The sequence below is a fragment of the Micromonospora sp. L31 genome, assembly GCF_052068075.1.
Classification (GTDB): domain Bacteria; phylum Actinomycetota; class Actinomycetes; order Mycobacteriales; family Micromonosporaceae; genus Micromonospora; species Micromonospora purpureochromogenes.
Map to the genome: position 1 here is coordinate 889,146 of NZ_JBQHDC010000001.1, position 21,450 is coordinate 910,595.

Sequence of the window (21,450 nt, forward strand, 5' to 3'; positions counted from 1 at the left end):
GAACGGACGCTAGCCGAGATTTTCGACCTCCTGGCCCCCCGGCGCGACCTTCGTCCACAGGTCCGTGATGCTCAGCTCCAACTCGCCGAGGAGTCGACGCAGCAGCGGCAGCGAGAGCCCCACCACCGTGCCCGGGTCGCCCTCGATGCCGGTGAGGAACGCCCCGCCCAACCCGTCGATGGTGAACGCCCCGGCGACCGCCAGCGGCTCGCCCGTCGCCACGTACGCGGCGATCTCCTCGTCGCTGATGTCGGCGAAGTGCACGACCGTCGACGCGACCGCCTCCGCTCGCGCCTCGTGCGTCACGTCGATCAGGCAGTGCCCGGTGTGCAGCACCCCGCTGCGCCCGCGCATCCGTCGCCAGCGGTCCGTGGCGTCAGCGGCGTCCGCCGGCTTGCCCAGGATCTCCCCGTCGAAGGCCAGCACCGAGTCGCAGCCGAGCACCAGCGTGCGCTCATCCGGGGTGGCGAGCAGCCGGTCGAGCACCGCGAGCGCCTTGAGACGGGCAAGCTCCAGGCAGAGATCCTCCGCCCGATCGGCGACCACCTGGGACTCGTCGACGCCGCTCACCAGCACGTCGGGTTCGATCCCGGCGGCCTGGAGGAGCTTGCGACGGGCAGGACTCTGGCTGGCGAGCACGAGGCGCAGTGGCAGGGAGTTCGGCACGATTCCGACGCTACCGGCTGGGCTGGGGAGACGGGCGGGCGACCGGCCGGGCGTCAGGACTCAGGGAGGACATGCCCTGCCCAGACCCGACCCGTGTGAGCCAGCGCGGCGTCCTCCCTCGAGACCACGAGGAGGTGCTGACCGGTGCGTTGTGTGGTCGGGGTGGGAAAGTCGACGCCGATGACTCGGACCGGCGCGCCGGTCAGCTCGTCCACGAAGCTGAGCCCGCTGACCAGTGTGCCGTCCAGCATGGTCCCGCACGCGACGAGCCCGCGCCGGGCGGTCAGGTCGAACACTTCATCCACCCGGAAACGGCGTGCGCCGGTGGTCAACGGCTGATCCGTGGCGGCGGGTCGTCAGTGTTGCGACGTCGCAGCCAGAGCAGGTAGCCGCCTGCCGCCGCCACGATCACACCCAGCGTGGCCAGGCCCCGGGCGGTCGAGTTGTCGTCGCTCCCGCCGCCAGCAGGCTCGGCCGCCACCGTCGTGGCTGGTGTGTTGTTTTGGGGTGGGCTCGCCGTCGCCCAGTCGGGCGGGAGCGGGGGTATGTCGGCGGTCAGCGCCGCCATCAGGTCGATGACGCCGTAGCCGTACTCGTCGTCTCGGCCGGGTGGGCCTTTGTCGACAGCGGTGGCGGTGAGTCGGTGCACGACTTCAGAAGCGGGCAGGTCCGGGTACTTGGAGCGAACAAGGGCGGCTGCTCCGGCAACGATTGCAGTGGAATCTGAGGTACCGGTGCCCTTGCGGTAATTTCCGGAGTGGCTTGTACTGATTATGTCTACGCCTGGTGCTGCGACGTCCACTTCTGGCCCTGAAACGGATATGTCGGCGTGTTGGCCACTACGGTTAACGCCCGCCACCGCCAACACCCCAGCCTCGCTGGCAGGATAACCAACGAACTGCTCCCGCGGACGATTTCCTGCGCCTGCCACGACCACAATGTTGGAAGCAAGGGCTCGCCGAACGGACCGTTCCAATTCGGGGCTGGAGTCGCCTCCGCTGGAGATGCTGATTACCTGGGCTCTGTGTGCGACTGCATAATCAATGCCTCTAGCAAGTGCGTCAGGTTGTCCGTCTCCGTTTGGCGGCGTTACCAAGATCGGCAGAATCTTGGCTTCCGGAGCAATCCCCAAGGCGCCCAGGTTTCCCGGTCGCCCGTGTGCGGCGATCAGTCCGGCCATACCCGTGCCATGGCTGTCTCGGTCTCCGATTCCAGTACCGCGGCCGCCGTCTATGGTGTCCGTGCCAGAAAGTAAATTGCCGCTTAGATCAGGGTGGGGATCGACTCCCGTATCCGGGACAGCGACCACGACTCCCCTGCCCTGAGTTAATCGGTGTGCCTCTGATACTTCGAGGAATCCCAGGTGCCACTGCTGATTTCGCACCCACTCCCCGCCGGGCGGTTTGGGGGCGGCGCTTACATCAGCGCCGGGTGCGGCGATCACCAAGAGTAGTGCGACGGCGCCCGACGCTGCAAAAACTTGCCTCAACGGCGGAACCCAATAGCCGGACCCGGGTCTATCGGGCCTTCTTCGTCCGGCGGTCGTACAACTGGGGCAACACCCTCATCAACCTCCCAAGGGTGCTCTGGGTCCCAACGCCGGGATTCGTCGTCCATTTTGGATCGTCTTGGTTGACCCGTAATCCCAGTGCTTGCGTTTGAGCCTGGGCTGCCTCCAAGCGGGGGCATCCCGTAAGTGCCGCCCAAGAGCATGCCTCGCCCTCCGCCGGGACGAGAGCCTGCTGCGCCGGTAGGTGCCGTCCCGGCGCCACCGCCGCCGATAACACCGCCGACGGGATTGACTCTGCGGGAAGGTTGCGTGCCTCCTGGCTGGTGAAGGTTCATCCCTGGGGTGCCGCCTATGAGTCCGCTCGATGGAAAGGGCCGGGGCGAAGCGTTCGGCGCGATTGGATTGCGGTTGACTGCACTAGATGGCGGCGGGAAAGGGCTGCGGTGAGTTCCGGTCGTAGCTGGCCGGCTCGCCTTGCTGGGAAGAGGCGGGAAGCCTGGGGGTGGGCCGACGTTTGGCGTTGGCGCAGTGGGGGAGGGCGGCGGGACGGCAATAGGACCAGATCTCGTCGGTGCTTGCGCCAGTCCTGCTCCGGTGCCACCAAGCACTGGCCCAACATTGGAGGCCTGAGGAATCGAGACAGCACTTGCTGGAGTCGCCGACCTGGAGTTAGTAGCGGTTGCAGGAGCTATTGGCACGGGAACGATTGGCGGGATGAGGGGTGCAGACGAAGCGCCGGGGCCCTGTATCGCTGGGTCAGCGTCGTCGATACGCGGACGTATCGGGGGCGGCTTCTGAAGCATCACCTGGGCCTGCTGGAGTTCGCCGCTCAACCCGTACATGATCCCCCGGGCCTTGGTGTTCAGCTGCTCCAACTCCACGTCCGTCACCGGCGGGTCGACCACCCGGCTGCCCGCCGCCGCCTTCGGATCCGCCAGCGTCGCCTCGTACGACCGCTTCTGCTGGAGCTTGGTCGAGTACTGCTCGTAGAGCCTCTTCAACTCGGGCCGGGCGCTGTCGATGGCGCGGGTGGCGGCGGCGAGCGCGTCGTGGTTGGCGGCGGCGGCGTCATGGGTGTGCTGGACCCGGTCGATGAGCTGGTCGAGTTCGGCCAGGTATGCCCGCGCGGCCGCGTTGGTCTCCGGGGGCCATGCCTCGGCCAGGCCGCGCCGGTACTCGTGCAGCCGCCGCAGGTGGTTCATCGCGAGGTCGCAGACCTTGCGCCAGCCGGCGACCTGCTTCCAGTGCCCCTGGGTCTCGTGGTCCTGGACGCAGGCCCACATGCTGAGCACGTCCATCAGTTGCCAGTCGGTGAGGCCGGACGTCCGGCCGCTGCCCCTGTCGATCACGGCAGCACCACCGGCCCGCCGTTCGGGCCGGTGGGGTCGGGCAGCCGGGCCCGGCCACCGGACATCGTGGAGTACGGGTTGGCGAGCGCCGCCTCCACGTCGGCGACCCTGGCCGAGGCGAAGGCGTCGGCGCCCCGGTAGTCGGAGGCGATCCGGCCGGCCGCCGAGGCCAGGTGGCCGGTGGCTCCGCCCAGGTCGTGCACCATGTTCGCGGTGGCCTGCTGGGTCTCCCAGTGGGCGTGCAGGAACTGCACCAGCTCGACGAAGGCGTCGCACGGGTTGGGTACGGGTGCTCTCATGTCGTCGGCGATGTACGACAGGTGTGGCGCGTAGTTGCGTTCGACCTCGGCCTGGAGCCGGTCGGCGAACTCGCTCATCTGGCGGATGTCGGCCTCGATGCCGCCGTAGTCGCGCAGCCAGGAAGCTGGCCGGTCCTCCTCAGGGATCATCGATCCTCCCTACCTGTCACGGCCCCGTTTCCCTGAGTGAGGTTAATGGGTGCGGAGCGATCTCGGCAGTCCTGAGGACATCACGGTGGTTGCGCCCCAGCTCAATCCGCTCGGATTGGCGGAACGGTCAGCGGGGGAGGCCGGAGGCGCGCCACGCGCCGGGTCCGGCGGAGGGCGCCGCGACGGTCGGTCGGGCGCTGCGCGCCCAGGCGGACGTGGTCAGCGGCGCGGGCGCGGCGGCCGGTCGGGACCGGACGACGATCGCACCCACCAGCGCGGCCAACTCGTCGGCGGTCGGGACGCCCCGGACGACTCGGAACAGCGGCTCTTCGGCAGACATGGCGTCAGCGTACGCGTCGCGAACTTGACCTTCGACGCACAGTGGCGTGCCGGCGGTGTGAGCATCGGTGGCGCCGGGTACCGTCTCTCCGATGTCTGACGCGCTTCCCCAACTTGTCGCTGACCGGTACCGGCTCATCTCGCCGCTCGGTCAGGGCGGCATGGGCCGGGTCTGGAAGGCGCGTGACGAGGTGCTGCACCGGGACGTGGCCATCAAGGAGCTCGTCCCGCCACCCAGTCTCACCACCGACGAGCGCCGCGAGATGCGGGAACGCTCCCTGCGGGAGGCCCGGGCGATCGCCCGGCTGAACCACGTCAACGTGGTCCGCATCTTCGACGTGCTGCGCACCGACGGCGACCCGTGGATCGTCATGGAGTACGTCGCGTCGAAGTCGTTGCAGGACACTCTCGCCGAGGACGGCCCGGTGTCGCCGGCACGTGCGGTGGAGATCGGGCTCGGTGTGCTCGGCGCGCTGAAGGCGGCGCACAAGGCCGGCGTGATGCACCGCGACATCAAGCCCGGCAACGTCCTGCTCGGCAACGACGGCCGGGTGGTACTGACCGATTTCGGTCTGGCCACCATTCCCGGCGACCCGAACGTGACCCGCACGGGCATGGTGCTCGGCTCGCCCGCGTACATCGCGCCGGAGCGGGCCAAGGACGGCACGGCCGGTCCGGAGGCGGACCTGTGGTCGCTGGGCGCGACGCTCTACGCCGCCGTGGAGGGCAAGTCCCCGTACGCCCGGCCGTCGGCGATCGCCACCCTGGCGGCGCTGGCCACCGAGCCGCTGCCGCCGCCGAAGAACGCCGGGCCGCTCAAGCCGGTGCTCCAGGGTCTGCTCCGCAAGGACCCGACCGAGCGGATCACCGCCGAGGTGGCCGAGCGCCTGCTGCGCCGGGCCGGCGGCAAGCGCGCCAAGGGGATCTCGCTGCTGGACGGCGTACGCCGGCCGGGGCCGAACGGCCCGCGTGAGCCGCGTAAGCCGCTGGTGCCGGCCCCGCGCCCGCCCGAGACGAGCGCCGAGTCGACGCCGAAGCCCCCCGCGCCGCGAGCTGAGGCCACGCCGCGAGCCGCCGAGGCTGCGGCCGGCGCCGCCGGGGTCGCCGCTGCCGCCGAGGACGAGACGAGCACGACGCCGGCGGGCGTGGACGCCGAGCCGACCGCCAAGGTCGACCCGCCGCGTCCGGCCGCCGACGCCGAGCCGACGACGAAGGTGCAGGACCCGCCGAAGCCGAGCACCCCCACGTCGGTCATGCCGGCGCCGGTGAGTCCCGCGCCGGCGTCCGCCGAGCGCCTTCCCGGTTCGGTGTACGACGGGACGAAGCGCGGCAGGCAGAAGCGGAACCTGCTGATCGGCGCGGTGGTGCTGGTGCTGCTGGTCGGTCTCGCGGTGCTCGTGCCGCTGCTCGGCCGGGGCGGGGACGACCCGGAGCGGGGCGGGCAACAGGCCGGCGATCCCACCGGCGCCGCGGCGACCTCGTCGGCCGCCGCCCCGACGTCGACTCCGGGCGCGCCCGCGCCGACCAGTGCCGCCCCGCCCAGCCCGACGCCCTCGGCCACCCCCTCGACGGACCCGAACGCGCTGCCCGCGGGCTGGACCCTGCACAAGGGACCGACCTTCTCGATCCCCCTGCCGCCGGGCTGGCGAGTCAGCCGCACGGGTTCGGACACGGTCGTGTTCTTCCAGCAGGGCGGGGTGGGCGAGATGCTCGTGCAGTGGACCCCCAACCCGAAGCCCGACGCGGAGGCGGACTGGAGGGCGATCGAGCCGGACCGCCGCAAGTTCGTCAACAACTACGAGCTGCTCGGCATCGAGCGTTGCGACTGGCACCGGACCTGCGCCGACTGGGAGTGGCTGGAGACCCGGGACAACACCCGCATCCACGTGCGCAACCGGGGCTTCGTGACGGCGAGCAACCGGGGCTACGCCATCCGGTGGGAGGTCGCCCAGAAGGACTGGCGGGCCCAGCTCGCCAACTTCGACGTGATCGTCAAGGGGTTCAAGCCCGACCGTCAGGGCTGACGCGCGGGAATCGCGTCCGTGTGAAATGGATTCGCATGACCTTCCCTCGTCCGGGGTATCTCTCCCGTGACGACGGAAGGAGGCACGACATGGGTTACCGACGCAAGGACGCCCGCCCCCGGCTGGCACTGTGGATGCTCGTTGCCCTCGGAGACATCGTTCTGCTGCTGGTCAGTGCCGGTATGCCCGCGCTGGTGGCGCTGCTCGCCGTCGTGACGGTCACCGCCGCCGGAGTCGCCGCCTGGCGCCTCGCCCGGCGGAGCGCACTGGCCGGCGAGGATGCCGTGCCGGTGCCCGTGACCGCGCGACGCAGGGCCTGATTTGACGAAGGACGGCGGCGGCAGCCGGACCAGTCATCGACCGTACGGTGACCGATCCCGCTGCCGCCGACCTGTGTCCGGCGCCGGTCAGGTGTTGTTGGCCAGCGCGATCAGCCGCGTCCGGTCGCCGTTCCAGTAGTTGCGGTCGACGTTGCCGCTGATCCCGGAGACGGAGCCGGTGCTGGTGTACTGCCAGAAGCTCCAGAACGGGGCGCCGGCCGGCAGGGTGCCGGGGCTGGTGGACCAGCGGGCGATCCAGAGCGGGTGGTTCGCCCACGGCGCGGTCCAGCTGCCGGTGCACTGGTTCCACCAGCTCGTCGTGGTGTAGATGACCGCGTACCGGCCGGTGCGGGACCGGTAGGTGTTGAGGAAGTCCTGGACCCAGCTCCGCATGCCGGACGTGGTCAGGCCGTAGCAGTAGCCGCCGCTGTACGGGTTGGCCTCGAGGTCCAGCGCCGCCGGGAGCGTGCGGCTGTCGGCCGACCAGGCGCCACCGTTGGAGGCCAGGTAATTGGCCTGGGTGGCACCGGAGGAGATGTTCGGCCGGGCGAAGTGGTACGCCCCACGGATCACCCCGGCGTAGTAGGAGTTGGTGTAGTTGGCGTTGAAGTTCGGGTCCTTGTAGCTCGTACCCTCGGTGGCCTTGATGAAGGCGAACTGGATGCCGGCGTTGCGGACGCTGGTCCAGTTGATGGAGCCCTGGTAGTGGGAGACGTCGATGCCGGGGGTGGTGGCCGCGGCCGCCGGTCCGGCGGTCCCGACGAGGGCCGCCGCCGCGGTGGCGACGACGGTGAGGCCGGCGGCGAGGAGCCGGCGCAGCGAGAATGTGGTACGGGTCATGGATGCCTCCGAGGACGCCGATTGATTGACGCCAATCCTTGGAGGTAGTTGCCCTAGATCACAAGAGGGGCTAAGGAAATTTTCATCGACGCTCGTATGTGGCTGGCCGCCTGATCGGTATCGGTCAGCGGAGCGAGGTGGGATCGATCTGCCAGCGGAACGGCTCGGTCATGGTCAGCGTCTCGCCGGCCTTGGCCACCCGGTCCTCGACGTAGTGCTCACCGTCGAGCCGGTACAACCGCAGCGCATGCGTCTCGCCGTCTTGTTCGACCAGCAGGTACCACGGGATGCGCGCGATCGCGTAGAGCTGCATCTTGAGCACCCGGTCGGCGGCGGCGTTGCCCGGGGACACGATCTCACCGACGAGAGACACCTGGCCAGCGTCGAGAAAGGTTCCTTCGTCGTCGGCGTCGGTTACGACGAGATCCGGAATGACGATCCGGTCCACACCCAGCCGAACATTGATCGCATCGTAAACCGAGAGTCCTCGAGGCTCTGCCGCGACCTCGATGCTGTTCGCCAGTCGACGCGCCACCCGCTGGTGCCGCCGACTCGGGGCAGGGCTCACGAGCAGACTCCCGTCGAGCAGTTCGATCCGGTCAGGCGTCTCGCCCAAAGCGAGGTAGTCGGCCTCGGTCCACAGGCCGACGTGGTGTTCCAGGGGAGCCGCGCTCACCGCCGTTCACCTCCCGCTCCGCTCGCCACCCGATCAGTCTCACACGATACGAGGCCGCACCCGCCGAACGACACCAGCCCGGGCCGGTAGGCTCCCCGCCCATGGTGTCGATCAACGGGCTGGGCGACCTCTGGGACAAGCTCCTCGGCGCGCAGCCCGACCCACCCCCGCTGCTCGTCCTGGTCACCGCCGTCGTCGCGCTGGTCGTGGTCGCCACCCGGCTGCCCTGGCGGGTCGCCCGCAACGCGGTGACCATCGCGCACGAGGGCGGCCACGCCCTCGCCGCTCTGCTCACCGGGCGCCGGCTGCACGGCATCCGGCTGCACTCGGACACCTCCGGCCTGACCCTCTCCGCCGGCCGACCCACCGGCCCCGGCATGATTCTCACCCTGCTGGCCGGGTACGTCGCCCCGTCGCTGGTCGGCCTCGCCGGGGCCTGGCTGCTCGGCGGCAACCGGATCACCCTGCTGCTCTGGCTCGCGGTGGCGCTGCTGCTGGCCATGCTGGTGCTCATCCGCAACGTCTTCGGCGTGCTGTCGCTGCTGGTCACCGGCGGGGTGGTGCTGGCCGTCTCCTGGTACGCCTCGCCGCAGGTGCAGGCCGCCTTCGCCTGGACCGGCGTCTGGTTCCTGCTCCTCGGCGGGGTACGGCCGGTGGTGGAGCTGCAACGGTTGCGCAGCCGGGGACGGATGCCGCAGTCCGACGCCGACCAGTTGGCCCGGCTGACCCCGTTCCCCGCGCTGTTCTGGGTGACCGTGTTCGCCCTGGTGAACGTGCTCGCCCTGGCCGTCGGCGCGGTGCTGCTCGCCGGCCCGATCCTCACCGACGCCGGCCTGACCCTGTAACCGGTCGGGAGAGCAGAATGGCCGCATGCGGTACGTGATCATCGGGGCGGGTGCGGTCGGCGGCACCATCGGCGTACGGCTGGGAGAGGCCGGCCACGACGTGACGCTGGTGGCCCGTGGCGCGCACCTGGACGCGATCCGGCGGCGCGGGTTGACCCTGCGCACCCCGGACCGCACGGCGACCTGGCGCGGGCCGGCCACCGACGCTCCCGGGGAGCGGCCGCTGCCCGCCGACACCGTCCTGGTGCTCACCGTCAAGTCGCAGGACACCCCGGCCGCGCTGGCCGACTGGGCGGACGCGCCGGTCGCCGGTGGCGGCACGGCGGGGGAACGGCTGCCGCTGTTCACCGCCCAGAACGGGGTGGCCAACGAGCCGGCGGCGCTGCGGCTCTTCGCCCGGGTGCACGCGGTCTGCGTCTGGCTGCCCGCCACCCACCTGGAGCCGGGCGTGGTCGTCGCCAACGGATACCCGCACCCGGGAATGCTGCACCTCGGGCGCTACCCGGCCGGCTCGGACGCGCTGGACCACGCGGTGGCCGCCGACCTCACCGGCGCCGGCTTCGTCGCCCCGGTGCGCGACGACGTGATGCGGTGGAAGTACGGCAAGCTGCTGGCCAACCTCGGCAACGGGCTGCAGGCGCTGCTCGGCGGGGAGGTCCCCGCCGACCTGCGTGACCGGGTCCGAGCGGAGGGGCAGGCGGTGCTCGTCGCGGCCGGGATCGCGCACACCAGCAGCGAGGAGGAGGCCGCCGAGCGGGGCGACCGGGTCGGGCACCGGCCGGTCGACGGGCAGGAGCGGTCCGGCAGCTCCACCTGGCAGAGCCTGGCCCGGGGTGTCGGCTCCACCGAGGTCGACCACCTCAACGGCGAAATCGTCCTGCTCGGTCGGCTGCACGGGGTGCCGACCCCGGCCAACGCCGCCGTCGCGTACGCGGTGCGCCGGGCGGCCCGGGAGCGGATCCCGGCCGGCGGCTTCCCGCCCGCGGAGCTGGCGAAGATGATCGGCTGATCCGGCAACCGGCGTGGTGCCGCCGCGCGTGTCCCCTCCGAACGCCACGGGAGGTGAGCGCGTGCCCGACGTCGACGGGTTCGACGAGTTCTACCGGGGCAGCCGGCAACGGCTGCTCGGCTTCGTCTACGTGCTGACCGGCAACGTGACCGAGGCGCAGGATGCCGTCCAGGAGGCGTACATCCGGGCCTGGCAGCGCTGGTCGACGGTGAGCGGGTACGACGACCCGGAGGCGTGGGTGCGGGTGGTGGCGTCCCGCATCGCGGTCAGCCGCTGGCGCAGCCTGCGCAGTCGCGCCCGGGCGTATCTGCGGCACGGCGCTGAGGAGAGCGTGCCCGGCCCAGGCGTCGACACGGTCGAGGTGGTCGCCGCGCTGCGTCGCCTGCCGGAGGAGCAGCGCACCGCGCTCGCCCTGTACTACCTGCTCGGCATGCCCGTGGCCGAGGTGGCCCGGCAGACCGAGGCCCCCGTCGGCACGGTGAAGGCCCGGCTCTCCCGGGGGCGCGCCGCGCTGGCCGGGCTGCTCGCCGTCTCTGACCTGGAGGAGGCCTGATGCGTGAGGACCTGCACTTCGTCGACCGGCTGCACCGGGACCTCGGTGGGGTCCGCTGGGCCGAGCCGGAGGAGATCCGCGCCCGGGCCCGGCGACGCAGCCGGCGTACGGCGGCGCTGGCGGCGACCGCCGTACTCGCGGTGCTCTCCGGTTCCGGGTACGTGGTGGCGGGCCGGTCAGGGGCGACGGCGCCTCCCGCGCCGCCCGTGGCGGCCGTCTCCGCGTCGACGGCGACCGCCGGGCCGGCCGAGATTCCGCGGGAGGCGCTGCTGTCCGCGCGGGACGTGCGGCTGAAGACCGGCACGCAGATCGGTGCGGCCGGCCTGGGTGAGGCGGTGCGGGTCGATCCGGTGCTGGAGGCGTGTGGCCGGGAGCGCGGTGTGCCGTCGGCGGCGACGTCGCGCTATTCGCGGTCGCAGACCCTGCTGCGGCCGGTCGACGGGGTCGCGCCACCGCTGCTCACCCAGGACGTCTACCGCATCGACCCGGGGCAGAGCCGGCTGCTCTTCGGCACCGTCGCCCTGCTGCTCGACGCCTGCGCCCAGTGGGAGATCACCGGATCGGGGCAGGTGGGCGGCAGGACGGTGCCGACCGTGACCCCGCACCGGTGGGAGCGGTCGGTCAGCGGGTTCGCCGGCGACGAATCCGTGCTGCTGCGCCATGTGTCGCTGCCGCCGGCCAGCGTCGCCGACGGCACCGCGATCAAGCTTGCGCCAAAGGTCGAGGCCACCATGGTGGTACGGGTCGGTGACCTGGTCACCGTGATCACCACCGGGCCGACCACCCTCAAGGCCGACGGCACCGGTCCCGGCCCGGGCCTGAGTCAGGCCGACCTGGAGGGGCTCGGTCGCACCGCCGCCGGTCGGCTCTGCGTCGCCGCCAACCCGCGCTGCTGAAACCGGAAGATCCCCGCGACCACGAGGGACGCGGGGATCTCCGGGTACACCCGCTACAGCGGGATGTTGCCGTGCTTCTTCGGCGGCAGGGTCTCCCGCTTGGTGCGCAGCACCCGCAGCGCGCGGACGATCTGGGCGCGGGTCTCGTGCGGCGGGATCACGCTGTCGACGTAGCCGCGCTCGGCGGCGATGTACGGGTTGGCCAGGGTGTCCTCGTACTCGGCGATCTTCTCGGCCCGGACGGCGGCCGGGTCCTCGGCGTTCGCCAGGTCGGAGCGGTAGAGGATGTTCACCGCGCCCTGCGCGCCCATCACCGCGATCTGCGCCGTCGGCCAGGCGAAGTTCAGATCCGCGCCGAGGTGCTTGGAGCCCATCACGTCGTACGCGCCGCCGTAGGCCTTGCGGGTGATCACGGTGACCTTCGGGACGGTCGCCTCGGCGTACGCGTAGATCAGCTTCGCGCCGCGCCGGATGATGCCGTCCCACTCCTGCCCGGTGCCGGGGAGGAAGCCGGGAACGTCCACGAAGGTCAGCACCGGGATGTTGAACGCGTCGCAGGTACGCACGAACCGGGCGGCCTTCTCGCTGGCGGCGATGTCCAGGGTGCCGGCGAAGTGCATCGGCTGGTTGGCCACCACGCCGACCGGGCGTCCCTCGACCCGGCCGTAGCCGATGACGAGGTTCTGCGCGTAGAGCGGCTGCACCTCGAGGAACTCGCCGTCGTCGAGCACGTGCTCGATGACCCGGTGCATGTCGTACGGCTGGTTGGCCGAGTCCGGGATCAGCGTGTCCAGCTCCCGGTCCTCCGCGGAGATGTCGAGGTCGGCCGGGGCCTCGTACACGACGGGCTCGTCGAGGTTGTTCGACGGCAGGTACGACAGCAGGGCCTTGACGTACTCGATCGCGTCCTCCTCGTCGGTGGCGAGGTAGTGCGCGTTGCCGCTGCGCGAGTTGTGGGTGCGGGCGCCGCCCAGCTCCTCCATCGCCACGTCCTCGCCGGTGACCGTCTTGATGACGTCCGGGCCGGTGATGAACATGTGCGAGGTCTGGTCGACCATCACGGTGAAGTCGGTGACCGCCGGGGAGTAGACCGCGCCGCCCGCGCACGGGCCCATGATCAGCGAGATCTGCGGGATGACGCCGCTGGCCCGGACGTTGCGGAAGAAGATCTCGCCGTAGAGCCCGAGGGAGGCGACCCCCTCCTGGATCCGGGCGCCGCCGGAGTCGTTGATGCCGACCACCGGGCAGCCGATCTTCATGGCCAGGTCCATCACCTTGACGATCTTCTCGCCGAAGACCTCGCCGAGGGAGCCGCCGAAGACGGTGAAGTCCTGGGCGAAGACGCAGACCTGCCGGCCGTCGACGGTGCCGTAGCCGGTGACCACGCCGTCGCCGTACGGGCGGTTCTTCTCCAGCCCGAAGGCCGTCGAGCGGTGCCGGGCCAGTTCGTCCAGCTCGACGAAGGAGCCCTCGTCGAGCAGCAGCTCGATCCGCTCCCGGGCGGTCTTCTTACCCCGCGCGTGCTGCTTCTCGACCGCGCGCGCCGACCCGGCGTGCACCGCCTCGTCGACCCGTCGCTCCAGGTCCGCCAGCTTGCCCGCGGTGCTGTGGATGTTGATCCCGGTCTCGGTAGTCACCCAGGGAATATAACGATGGTTCAGGACGACGCCGCTGTGCAGTACGCCTCAATACCGTCCGTCGCCGGGCCCGTAGGCTGACGGGATGCCGGGCTCGCCGTACACCGATCTGGACCGCCCGCCGCTGTCGGCGGCGCGGCTGGCCCGCGCGCTGACCGGGCCGCACGGGCCCTGGCGCCGGCTCGACCTGCGGGCCGAGACCGGTTCCACCAACGCCGACGCGGTGGCGGCCGCCCGGGCGGGCGAGCCGGAGGGCCTGGTGGTGGTCGCCGAGCGGCAGACCGCCGGGCGCGGCCGGCGGGGCCGGGTCTGGCAGTCGCCGGCCCGCGCCGGCATCGCGACCAGCGTCCTGCTCCGGCCCGGCGAGGCCGTCGCCGACCGTGGCTGGCCGCCGGCCCCCGCCACCGGGTACGGCTGGCTGCCGCTGCTCGCCGGCGTCGCGCTGGTCGAGGCGGTGGCCCGGCTGGCGGAGCTGGATGCTCGGCTGAAGTGGCCGAACGACCTGCTGGTCGACGACGCCAAGTGCGCCGGCATCCTGGCCGAGGCGGTGCCGGGCACGTCCCCGGCGCAGCCGCCGGCGATCGTGCTCGGGATCGGGCTCAACGTCACGCTCCGTGCCGACGAGCTGCCGGAGAACCCGACCGGCCTGCCGGCCACCTCGCTGCAACTGGCCGGCGCGACGGCCACCGACCGGGATCCGCTGCTGCGTGCGCTGCTCCGCTCGCTGGCCGACTGGTACGACCGCTGGCGCACCGCCGGCGGCGACGCGGTGGCCAGCGGGCTGCGGGAGGCCTACGTCGCCTCCTGCGCCACCGTCGGCCGGCGGGTGCGGGTGCTGCTGCCCGACGGCGCCGAGCTGACCGGCCTGGCCACCGGCGTGGACGCCGACGGCCAGCTGCTGCTCGACACGGGCGCCGGGGAGCGGCGGTTGGCGGCCGGGGACGTGCTGCACCTGCGCTGAGCGCTCGGGTGGCGGTCCGGTTCGGGCGCGGCGCCGCGATCGGGGCCGCGCGGCTGATCCGGCGGCTCGCGGTGACCGGTTACGGTCAGCGCGTCCGATCCGTGCCGAGGAGGTTCCCCGTGGCGTTTCCCGAAGACGTGCTCACCGAGGACGAGCACGTCGTCCTGCATCTGCACCCGCACTGGAAGGCGCTGCTGCGGCCGATCCTGGTGCTGGTCCTCGGCGTCGCCGCCGTGGTGGCGGGCTGGGTCCTGCTGCCCGACGGCGACGGCGCCACGATCGCGCTGTACGTGATCGCCGGGCTGGCCCTGGTGCTGGCGCTCTGGCTGGGCCTCTGGCCGTTCCTGGTCTGGCGCACCACGCACTACCTGTTCACCGACGAGCGGGTGCTGCTCCAGCAGGGCGTGCTCTCCCGGGACCGGCGGGACATCCCGCTCACCCGGATCAACGACCACGCGATGAGCCAGCGTTTCGTCGAGCGGCTGCTCGGCTGCGGCACGCTCACCATCGAGTCGGCGGGCGAGCGCGGCCAGTCCGTGCTGCGCGACGTCCCGTCCGTGGGCCAGGTGCAGACCAAGCTCTACGAGCTGGTCGAGGCCCACCACGACAAGCACTCGTTGGGCGACGGGGAGATGCGCGACATCCTGGCCGACATGCGCGAGGGCAAGCCGCTACGCGACCCCACCAGCTGACTCCTGGCCCGACTCCGGCCTGATCGACCCCGGTTCGCAGCTGTGGCGGTGTCCGTCGGACACCGCCACCTGGCGATATTCGGGTGCCCGGGTCGTCCCGGGCGGCGGGGTCAGCGGCGGGGGCGGCGGGTGCCGGCATGCAGTTCCGCGGCCAGCTCGGCGTCGAGGTCGGCGCCGACCGTGCTGCCCAGCCCGGCGTCCAGCGGGGCGGGACGTCCGGTCGGCTGCGGGAAGACCGGTTCGGCCTTCAGGCGGCCGGGCCGCTGCGCCGCCTGCTGCTGGGCCTCCTCCAGCTCGCTGACCGACTCGGCCAGCTCGGCCACCGGGTCCAGCTCGGCCATGGTGTCCCACTCGTCCCGGTGAATCGTGTGCCAGGTCTCCTCGGCGTGCGCGGGCACCGGCTGGAACACGAACGTCCGGTACGACCAGAACCGGAACATGGTGGCCAGCAGCACGCCGCCGGTCTTCGCCACGTTGAGCGCGAGCAGGCTGTTCACGCCCAGGCCGTACTTGGCGGCGGCGAGGACGCCCAGCTCGATCAGCAGGCCGGTGGCGTTGAAAAGGAAGAACAGGACGTATTCCCGCTTCAACGCGGATTTCGGTCGATCCCGGTACGTCCAGTGCCGATTCATCAGATACGACGTGATCGTCGCCACCACGGTGGCGATCACGGTCGCCTTCAGTTGACCGTTGACAAAAACGGTGAGTGCCAGGACATTGAACACCGCGTAATTGATGACGGTGTTGATGCCACCGACGACGCCGAATTTGAGCGCCTCGTGGATGAACTTCTGCCAGCGCTCGGGCAGCAGACGGACAAGACGCATGCGGAACACCTTAGGGCAGTGGTTGGGGCCGGCAGGTCCCAGCCGGACGAGGTGGGCGGCAGGTCACGCCCCCGGCGGCCGGTCGTGCGCCGCCTCCGGAACCGGGGGGTTTCCCGCTTCCACGAAGACGAACCGTCGGTACGACCAGAACCGGAACAGCGTCCCCAGGCCGGTGCCGACGATGAAGCTGGCGATGTTGTCGGCCAGCGGGGTCTGGAACACCTCCGGCCAGATGCTGCCCAGGCCGTACCGGCTGAACGCCAGGCAGGCCACGGCGATGCCCAGGCCCACTGCGTTGAAGAAGAAGAACAGCGCGTACTCGCGGGCCGGGTTGGAGCGCTTGCGGTGGCGCCAGGTCCAGAACCGGTTGCCCACGAAGGCGACGCTGGCCGCGACGACGGTGGAGATCGTCTTGGCGGTCACCTGCTCGACGTCGCGCACGCTCGTCAGGTAGTTGAAGAGCGTGAAGTCGATGAGGAAGGCGATCCCGCCCACCGTGGCGAACTTGCTCAGCTCGCGGACGAGGTGACCGAAGCGGTCCAGCAGAGTGCGGACCAGACCCGGGCGGGTCGGCGGAGACCCTGGTTGGTCCCCGGTCATCGTCGCGGCCACCCGCCGAGCGTACCGGTCGGGAGCGAGCCGGACGCGCAGCAACGGCGAGCCGGCCCGGATCGCTCCCGGCGCGGGTCGTAACCGGCCCGTCCGCTGCCGCCGCAGGTGAGCAGAGCGTAACTCTTTGTGGACCGATCGTCGATCGGTTCGCCCAATCGACGTGGCCGTCACCGGAAGCCCGGTTCCGCTGTCCGTCATCGTCCGTTCCGGTGGCCGACAACAGTTCGCCGCAGGATTTGCGTGAAACTGCGCGGGAAAGCGGGTATTAGCTCGTGATGCCGCAGCCGGGCCGTACCTTGTGCAGTTCTTCACAACCAGTCCCACTGACTCACGGCTCGGCCCGGTTTACGCTGAGCGCAATCCCAGGTTTCCACGATGGCGACGCGGCTCGCGCCCGCCAGACTCGTGCATCCATAGAACGGTCAGCGTCGACCACAAGGAGATGTGTCATGGTTGCTCCGGCTACTGTTCGGGGTATCGATCAGGCCCCGACTACCCACCCCAAGCTGCTCGCCTGGGTCAGAGAAGTCGCGGAACTGACCACCCCCGACCGCGTGGTCTGGGTGGACGGGTCCGATGAGGAGTGGCGGCGCCTCACCGACGAGCTGGTCGAGTCCGGCACCCTGATCCGGCTCAACCCGGAGAAGAAGCCCAACTCGTTCTACGCGCGCACGGACCCGACGGACGTCGCCCGGGTCGAGGAGCGCACCTACATCTGCTCCGTCGACGAGGCGGACGCCGGCCCCACCAACAACTGGATGGCGCCGGCCGAGATGAAGCGGACGATGACGGAGCTGTACCGCGGGAGCATGCGCGGGCGCACCATGTACGTCATCCCGTTCTGCATGGGCCCGGTGGAGGCCGAGAGCCCCATGTTCGGCGTCGAGATCACCGACAGCCCGTACGTGGTGGCCTCGATGCGGATCATGACCCGGATGGGCGCCAAGGTCCTCGAGGCGATGGGCGACGACGCCGACTTCGTGCACGCGCTGCACTCCATCGGCGCCCCGCTCGCCCCCGGCCAGCAGGACGTCGCCTGGCCGTGCAACGAGACGAAGTACATCTCGCACTTCCCGGAGACCCGGGAGATCTGGTCCTTCGGCTCCGGCTACGGCGGCAACTCGCTGCTCGGCAAGAAGTGCTACTCGCTGCGGATCGCCAGCGTGATGGGGCGCGACGAGGGCTGGCTCGCCGAGCACATGCTGATCCTCAAGATCACCTCGCCGGAGGGCAAGGTCTACCACATCGCCGGCGCGTTCCCGTCAGCCTGCGGCAAGACCAACCTCGCCATGGTGGAGCCGACCATCCCGGGCTGGAAGGTCGAGACCATCGGCGACGACATCGCCTGGATGCGCTTCGGCGAGGACGGTCGGCTCTACGCGGTCAACCCGGAGTACGGCCTCTTCGGCGTCGCGCCCGGCACCGACTGGAAGACCAACGCCAACGCCATGCGGACGCTCGACCGCGGCAACTCCATCTTCACCAACGTCGCCCTGACGGACGACGGGGACATCTGGTGGGAGGGCATGGGTGAGCCGCCGGCGCACCTGATCGACTGGAAGGGCAACGACTGGACGCCGGAGAGCGACAGCCTCTCCTCGCACGCGAACAGCCGGTTCTGCACCCCGATCACCCAGTGCCCGATCCTCGCCGAGGACTACTACGACCCGAACGGCGTGCCGATCGACGCGATCCTCTTCGGCGGCCGTCGCCGGGACACCATCCCGCTGGTCACCGAGGCCCGCGACTGGGTGCACGGCGTCTACATGGGCGCCACGCTCTCCTCGGAGACCACCGCCGCCGCGTCCGGCGCGGTCGGCGTGGTCCGCCGCGACCCGATGGCGATGCTGCCGTTCATCGGCTACCACGCCGGCGACTACTTCCGGCACTGGATCGAGATGGGCAAGGGCGCCGACGGCGACGAGGCCAAGCTGCCCAAGATCTACTACGTGAACTGGTTCCGCAAGGACCCGGAGGGCAGCTTCCTCTGGCCGGGCTTCGGCGAGAACTCCCGGGTGCTCAAGTGGGTCGTCGAGCGGATCGAGGGCACCGCCGACGCGGTCGAGACCCCGATCGGCATGGTGCCGGCGCAGGACGCGCTGGACGTCGAGGGCCTGGACATGACCCCGGAGGACGTCCGGATCGCCCTCAAGGTGGACCCGGAGGAGTGGCGCAACGAACTCCCGCTGGTCACCGAGTGGTTCGAGAAGTTCGGCGACAAGCTGCCGGGCGTCCTCTGGGCCGAGCTGGACGCGCTGCGGGCCCGGCTCGACGCGGAGCAGCCGCAGAAGTAGGTGTGACGGTTGCCCGTACCGGGCACCATCGGATCCCATGAGGACGGCCGTCGAGACCACCGAGGTCCGGCGGCCGTCCGCCGTCCGGGCGCTCACCACGCTGCTCGCCGTGACGGCGGCGGCCACCGTCGTGGTCGAGCTGCTCAACTGGTGGTACGCCCCGGAGCAGGAGTTCGGCCTGGCCGTACGCACCGGCTGGGCGATGCTCCGCTCACTCGCCTTCCTGGTGCTGATCGGGCACGTCAACCGCGGTCGTACCGTGGCCCGGCCGTTCGGGCTGATCCTCGCGGTGACCACGATCTTCGCGGTGGGCCGGCTGGTGGTGCCCCGGCAGGGGGTGCCGCCGCTGCCCGGGCTGCTCGGCTTCGCCCTGCTCACCGCGCTCTGCGTGAGCGTGGTCGCGCTGCTCTACCGCTCCGAGGCGGTCGGCGCGTACCTCGTCCGGCACCGCAGGACCCTGGTGGTCTCCGGCGGCACGATCTCCTGGCGGGAGGCCGCCCCGAAGCGGCCGCCGGTCACCGGGTGGCTGCTCACCAGTCGGGTCGCCGCCTTCACGTACAGCCCGTTGATGCTGGTGCCGGCGCTGGTGGCCGGGGGCGCGATCCTGGACGGCCGGCTGGCCGCCGCGCCGGCAGTGGTGTTCTGGTTCCTCGCCGGCATCGCGGTCAGCTACGCGGTGCTCCTCTGCACCGCGTTCCTGATGCGCGGCCGGCGCTGGGCCCGCACCCTGCTGGTGGCGATCACCGTGGGCGTGCTCGCTGTCGACCTGCCGCTCTGCTGGTGGCTGCTCGGCGTCGACGGCCTGGTCCGGGACGGCGGCCCGCTCGTCGCCGCCGCCGTCCTCGCCCTCTACGGCCTCTGGCGCGCCACCCGCGCCGAAACACCCCCACCCTCCACCTGAACCCCCGCCACGCGTTGGTGGGTCGGTGCGGCGGCGGGGTTCGGGGGCGTGGGGCGGGCAGGATGGGCCGGTGGGCGGCTGCGGGCGGGAGGCGACGCGGTGAGCGACGAATTCGACCTGATCGTGGTCGGGGCGGGGCCGGCCGGGGCGGCCGCCGCGCTGGCCGCCCGGCGGGCCGGTGCCCGGGTGCTGCTGCTGGACCGGTCCGACTTCCCCAGGGACAAGGCATGCGGGGACGGCATCGCGGCGCACGCGCTGGACGTCCTCGCCGGGCTGGGGGTGACCGATGCGGTGGCCGGGTACGCCCCGCTGCCCGCGCTGCGCCTGGTCGGCCCGGGCGGCCCGGCGGTGGCCCGGGCGCTGCCCCGGCCCGCGTACACGGTGCCCCGCGAGGTGTTCGACGCCCGGCTGGTCGCGGCGGCGGTGGCCGCCGGTGCGGTGCTGTGCCGGCACACCGTCCGCCGGGTCGAGCCGCGCCACGACCGGGTGGTGCTGGACGGGGAACTGGCCGCGCGGGCGGTGGTCGGCGCGGACGGGGCCGGGTCGATCGTCCGCCGCGCGCTCGGCCACCCGCCGAACCCGGACCGCCACCTCGCCCTCGCCATCCGGGGGTACGCCCCGGCGCTGCCCGGCCCGCCCGAACAGTTCATCGTCACCTCGGGGCCGCGCTGGCCGGCGTACGCCTGGTCCTTCCCGATCGGCGACGGTCGCGCGAACGTCGGGTACGGGGAGGTGCTGCGGGGCGAACCGCTGAGCCGCGCGCACCTGCTGGACCGGCTCGCCGCGTTGCTGCCGGCGACCGACCCGGCCACGGTCACCGGCCTGCGTGCCCACCACCTGCCGCTGTCGACGCACCGGCCGTCGCCCGGTCGGGGTCGGGTGGTGCTGGCCGGCGACGCGCTCTCCCTGATCAACCCGTTCACCGGCGAGGGGATCTTCTACGCGCTGCTCTCCGGGGCGCTGGCCGGCGCGGCCGCCGCGGCGGCACCGGACCGGGCGGCCGACCGGTACGCCCAGGCGCTGCGCCGGCGGCTCGGTACGCACCTGCGGCACAGCTCGGTCGCCGCCTGGCTGGCCCGGCACCGGCGGGTGGTCGACGCCGCCGTCCGGGCGGCCCGCCGCGACGACCGGGTCTACCGCAGCGTCGTCGAGTTGGGGCTCGGTGACGGCCGGCTGGACGCCCGCACCCTCGCCATGATCGGCATCGGTCTCTCGGCGCGTAGTTAACCTCCGAGGTCACCATCGGCCGGACGGGTCGCTACCCTGCAAGGTGATGACTCTGCGGAACCTCCTCTACTCCGTGTACGAGCGCCGGCTGACGGCGTCGCTCGCGGGCAAGCCGGTGCCCCGGCACGTCGGCGTCATGTGCGACGGCAACCGCAGGTGGGCGCGGGAGATGGGCTTCGTCGACCCCAACGACGGGCACCGGATGGGCGCCGAGCGGATCAAGGAGCTGCTGCGCTGGTGCGACGCCGCCGGTGTGGGCCACGTCACGCTCTGGCTGCTCTCCACCGACAACCTCTCCCGGCCGGCGGAGGAGCTGGATCCGCTGCTCCAGATCATCGAGGACCTGACCACCGAGCTGGCCGAGGAGGGCAACCCCTGGCGGCTGCGGATGGTCGGCGCGCTCGACGTGCTGCCTTCGCACCACGCGCAGGCCCTCAAGGCCGCCGAGGAGCGCACCCGGGACCGCGCCGGTGGCGCCCAGGTCAACATCGCCGTCGGGTACGGCGGCCGGCGCGAGATCGCCGATGCGGTGCGCTCCCTGCTGCTGGAGCACGCCGCCACCGGCGGCACCATCGAGGAGCTGGCCGGCGCGCTGGACGTCGACCACATCTCCGAGCACCTCTACACCAAGGGCCTGCCGGACCCGGATCTGATCATCCGGACCAGCGGTGAGCAGCGCCTCTCCGGCTTCATGCTCTGGCAGTCGGCCCATTCGGAGTTCTACTTCTGCGAACTCAACTGGCCCGACTTCCGTCGTGTCGACTTCCTCCGCGCCCTGCGCTCCTACGCCAACCGCCAGCGCCGCTTCGGCGCCTGACGGGCT

The 21,450-nt window shown here is 71.5% G+C and carries 23 protein-coding genes; 13 read left to right on the forward strand and 10 right to left on the reverse strand.

What is annotated here, in order from left to right; all coding sequences use genetic code 11:
- Nucleotides 1-9: 9 nt before the first annotated feature.
- Genes ACTMS9_RS04370 through mycP form a run of 3 tightly spaced genes read right to left on the reverse strand, consistent with a single transcriptional unit; the run spans nt 10 to nt 2,155 of the window.
- On the reverse strand, nt 10-666 hold the full coding sequence (locus ACTMS9_RS04370; protein ID WP_441164176.1) for a Maf family protein: 657 nt from the start codon (nt 664-666) through the stop codon (nt 10-12).
- A 53-nt stretch (nt 667-719) separates the two neighbouring features.
- On the reverse strand, nt 720-998 hold the full coding sequence (locus ACTMS9_RS04375) for a hypothetical protein (protein WP_441147284.1): 279 nt from the start codon (nt 996-998) through the stop codon (nt 720-722).
- Nucleotides 995-2,155 (reverse strand): type VII secretion-associated serine protease mycosin, encoded by a 1,161-nt coding sequence (mycP, locus tag ACTMS9_RS04380; RefSeq protein ID WP_441147282.1) that lies wholly within the window; start codon nt 2,153-2,155, stop codon nt 995-997. Before mycP ends, ACTMS9_RS04375 begins: the two co-directional genes overlap by 4 nt.
- Before the next feature lie 879 nt (nt 2,156-3,034).
- On the opposite strand from mycP, the gene ACTMS9_RS04385 reads away from it, so the two are divergent.
- Complete coding sequence (locus ACTMS9_RS04385; protein ID WP_441164177.1) at nt 3,035-3,166, forward strand: hypothetical protein; 132 nt, start codon at nt 3,035-3,037, stop codon at nt 3,164-3,166.
- A 355-nt stretch (nt 3,167-3,521) separates the two neighbouring features.
- Here ACTMS9_RS04385 and ACTMS9_RS04390 read toward each other — a convergent pair whose 3' ends face one another.
- Nucleotides 3,522-3,974, reverse strand: a complete 453-nt coding sequence (locus ACTMS9_RS04390) for a hypothetical protein (protein WP_154939588.1) — start codon at nt 3,972-3,974, stop codon at nt 3,522-3,524.
- 127 nt (nt 3,975-4,101) lie between these two features.
- The gene (locus tag ACTMS9_RS04395; RefSeq protein WP_441164178.1) at nt 4,102-4,314 is read right to left on the reverse strand and encodes an acyl-CoA carboxylase subunit epsilon; all 213 of its coding nucleotides are present in this window, start codon (nt 4,312-4,314) and stop codon (nt 4,102-4,104) included.
- Between the two features lie 91 nt (nt 4,315-4,405).
- Here ACTMS9_RS04395 and ACTMS9_RS04400 point away from each other — a divergent pair, with 91 nt between their 5' ends.
- Both ACTMS9_RS04400 and ACTMS9_RS04405 read left to right on the forward strand, forming a co-directional pair.
- Nucleotides 4,406-6,337, forward strand: a complete 1,932-nt coding sequence (locus ACTMS9_RS04400) for a protein kinase domain-containing protein (RefSeq protein WP_441164179.1) — start codon at nt 4,406-4,408, stop codon at nt 6,335-6,337.
- An 89-nt stretch (nt 6,338-6,426) separates the two neighbouring features.
- The gene (locus ACTMS9_RS04405) at nt 6,427-6,657 is read left to right on the forward strand and encodes a hypothetical protein (RefSeq protein ID WP_441164180.1); all 231 of its coding nucleotides are present in this window, start codon (nt 6,427-6,429) and stop codon (nt 6,655-6,657) included.
- Between the two features lie 87 nt (nt 6,658-6,744).
- Here ACTMS9_RS04405 and ACTMS9_RS04410 read toward each other — a convergent pair whose 3' ends face one another.
- Entirely contained in the window at nt 6,745-7,497 is a 753-nt protein-coding gene (locus ACTMS9_RS04410; protein ID WP_441164181.1) for a GH25 family lysozyme, read from the reverse strand.
- Between the two features lie 124 nt (nt 7,498-7,621).
- Nucleotides 7,622-8,173: a Uma2 family endonuclease gene (locus tag ACTMS9_RS04415; RefSeq protein ID WP_441147272.1), complete on the reverse strand. Its 552-nt coding sequence runs from the start codon at nt 8,171-8,173 to the stop codon at nt 7,622-7,624.
- Between the two features lie 101 nt (nt 8,174-8,274).
- Here ACTMS9_RS04415 and ACTMS9_RS04420 point away from each other — a divergent pair, with 101 nt between their 5' ends.
- The 4 genes from ACTMS9_RS04420 (at nt 8,275) to ACTMS9_RS04435 (ending at nt 11,476) form a co-directional block, all read left to right on the forward strand.
- A complete protein-coding gene (locus ACTMS9_RS04420) occupies nt 8,275-9,018 on the forward strand; it encodes a M50 family metallopeptidase (protein ID WP_441164182.1) in 744 nt (247 codons plus the stop codon).
- A 25-nt stretch (nt 9,019-9,043) separates the two neighbouring features.
- A complete protein-coding gene (locus tag ACTMS9_RS04425) occupies nt 9,044-10,027 on the forward strand; it encodes a ketopantoate reductase family protein (RefSeq protein WP_441164183.1) in 984 nt (327 codons plus the stop codon).
- 61 nt (nt 10,028-10,088) lie between these two features.
- A complete protein-coding gene (locus ACTMS9_RS04430; protein WP_377604524.1) occupies nt 10,089-10,580 on the forward strand; it encodes a SigE family RNA polymerase sigma factor in 492 nt (163 codons plus the stop codon).
- The gene (locus tag ACTMS9_RS04435) at nt 10,580-11,476 is read left to right on the forward strand and encodes a hypothetical protein (RefSeq protein ID WP_441164184.1); all 897 of its coding nucleotides are present in this window, start codon (nt 10,580-10,582) and stop codon (nt 11,474-11,476) included. The genes ACTMS9_RS04430 and ACTMS9_RS04435 overlap by 1 nt, the downstream gene beginning before the upstream one ends.
- A gap of 53 nt (nt 11,477-11,529) precedes the next feature.
- Here the strand turns inward: ACTMS9_RS04435 and ACTMS9_RS04440 are convergent, their stop codons facing one another.
- Nucleotides 11,530-13,113 carry an acyl-CoA carboxylase subunit beta gene (locus ACTMS9_RS04440; RefSeq protein ID WP_334569639.1) on the reverse strand — a complete coding sequence of 528 codons (1,584 nt, stop codon included), beginning with the start codon at nt 13,111-13,113 and terminating at the stop codon, nt 11,530-11,532.
- A gap of 85 nt (nt 13,114-13,198) precedes the next feature.
- On the opposite strand from ACTMS9_RS04440, the gene ACTMS9_RS04445 reads away from it, so the two are divergent.
- Both ACTMS9_RS04445 and ACTMS9_RS04450 read left to right on the forward strand, forming a co-directional pair.
- Entirely contained in the window at nt 13,199-14,074 is an 876-nt protein-coding gene (locus ACTMS9_RS04445; RefSeq protein ID WP_441147263.1) for a biotin--[acetyl-CoA-carboxylase] ligase, read from the forward strand.
- A gap of 119 nt (nt 14,075-14,193) precedes the next feature.
- Nucleotides 14,194-14,766, forward strand: coding sequence for a PH domain-containing protein (locus ACTMS9_RS04450; RefSeq protein WP_357917446.1), 573 nt, complete (start codon nt 14,194-14,196; stop codon nt 14,764-14,766).
- Nucleotides 14,767-14,876: 110 nt separating this feature from the next.
- Here the strand turns inward: ACTMS9_RS04450 and ACTMS9_RS04455 are convergent, their stop codons facing one another.
- Together ACTMS9_RS04455 and ACTMS9_RS04460 are read right to left on the reverse strand one after the other, a co-directional pair.
- On the reverse strand, nt 14,877-15,593 hold the full coding sequence (locus tag ACTMS9_RS04455; RefSeq protein WP_441147260.1) for a GtrA family protein: 717 nt from the start codon (nt 15,591-15,593) through the stop codon (nt 14,877-14,879).
- Between the two features lie 63 nt (nt 15,594-15,656).
- Nucleotides 15,657-16,193 (reverse strand): GtrA family protein, encoded by a 537-nt coding sequence (locus tag ACTMS9_RS04460; RefSeq protein ID WP_441164435.1) that lies wholly within the window; start codon nt 16,191-16,193, stop codon nt 15,657-15,659.
- Nucleotides 16,194-16,654: 461 nt separating this feature from the next.
- Between ACTMS9_RS04460 and ACTMS9_RS04465 the strand changes: the two genes are divergently transcribed.
- The 4 genes from ACTMS9_RS04465 to ACTMS9_RS04480 all read left to right on the forward strand — a co-directional run bounded on the left by ACTMS9_RS04465 (nt 16,655) and on the right by ACTMS9_RS04480 (nt 21,444).
- Nucleotides 16,655-18,499, forward strand: a complete 1,845-nt coding sequence (locus ACTMS9_RS04465) for a phosphoenolpyruvate carboxykinase (GTP) (protein WP_441147258.1) — start codon at nt 16,655-16,657, stop codon at nt 18,497-18,499.
- A gap of 37 nt (nt 18,500-18,536) precedes the next feature.
- Nucleotides 18,537-19,400 carry a hypothetical protein gene (locus ACTMS9_RS04470; RefSeq protein ID WP_441164185.1) on the forward strand — a complete coding sequence of 288 codons (864 nt, stop codon included), beginning with the start codon at nt 18,537-18,539 and terminating at the stop codon, nt 19,398-19,400.
- 99 nt (nt 19,401-19,499) lie between these two features.
- Nucleotides 19,500-20,627, forward strand: coding sequence for a geranylgeranyl reductase family protein (locus ACTMS9_RS04475; protein WP_441164186.1), 1,128 nt, complete (start codon nt 19,500-19,502; stop codon nt 20,625-20,627).
- Between the two features lie 46 nt (nt 20,628-20,673).
- Nucleotides 20,674-21,444 (forward strand): isoprenyl transferase, encoded by a 771-nt coding sequence (locus tag ACTMS9_RS04480; RefSeq protein WP_154939557.1) that lies wholly within the window; start codon nt 20,674-20,676, stop codon nt 21,442-21,444.
- Nucleotides 21,445-21,450: the final 6 nt, after the last annotated feature.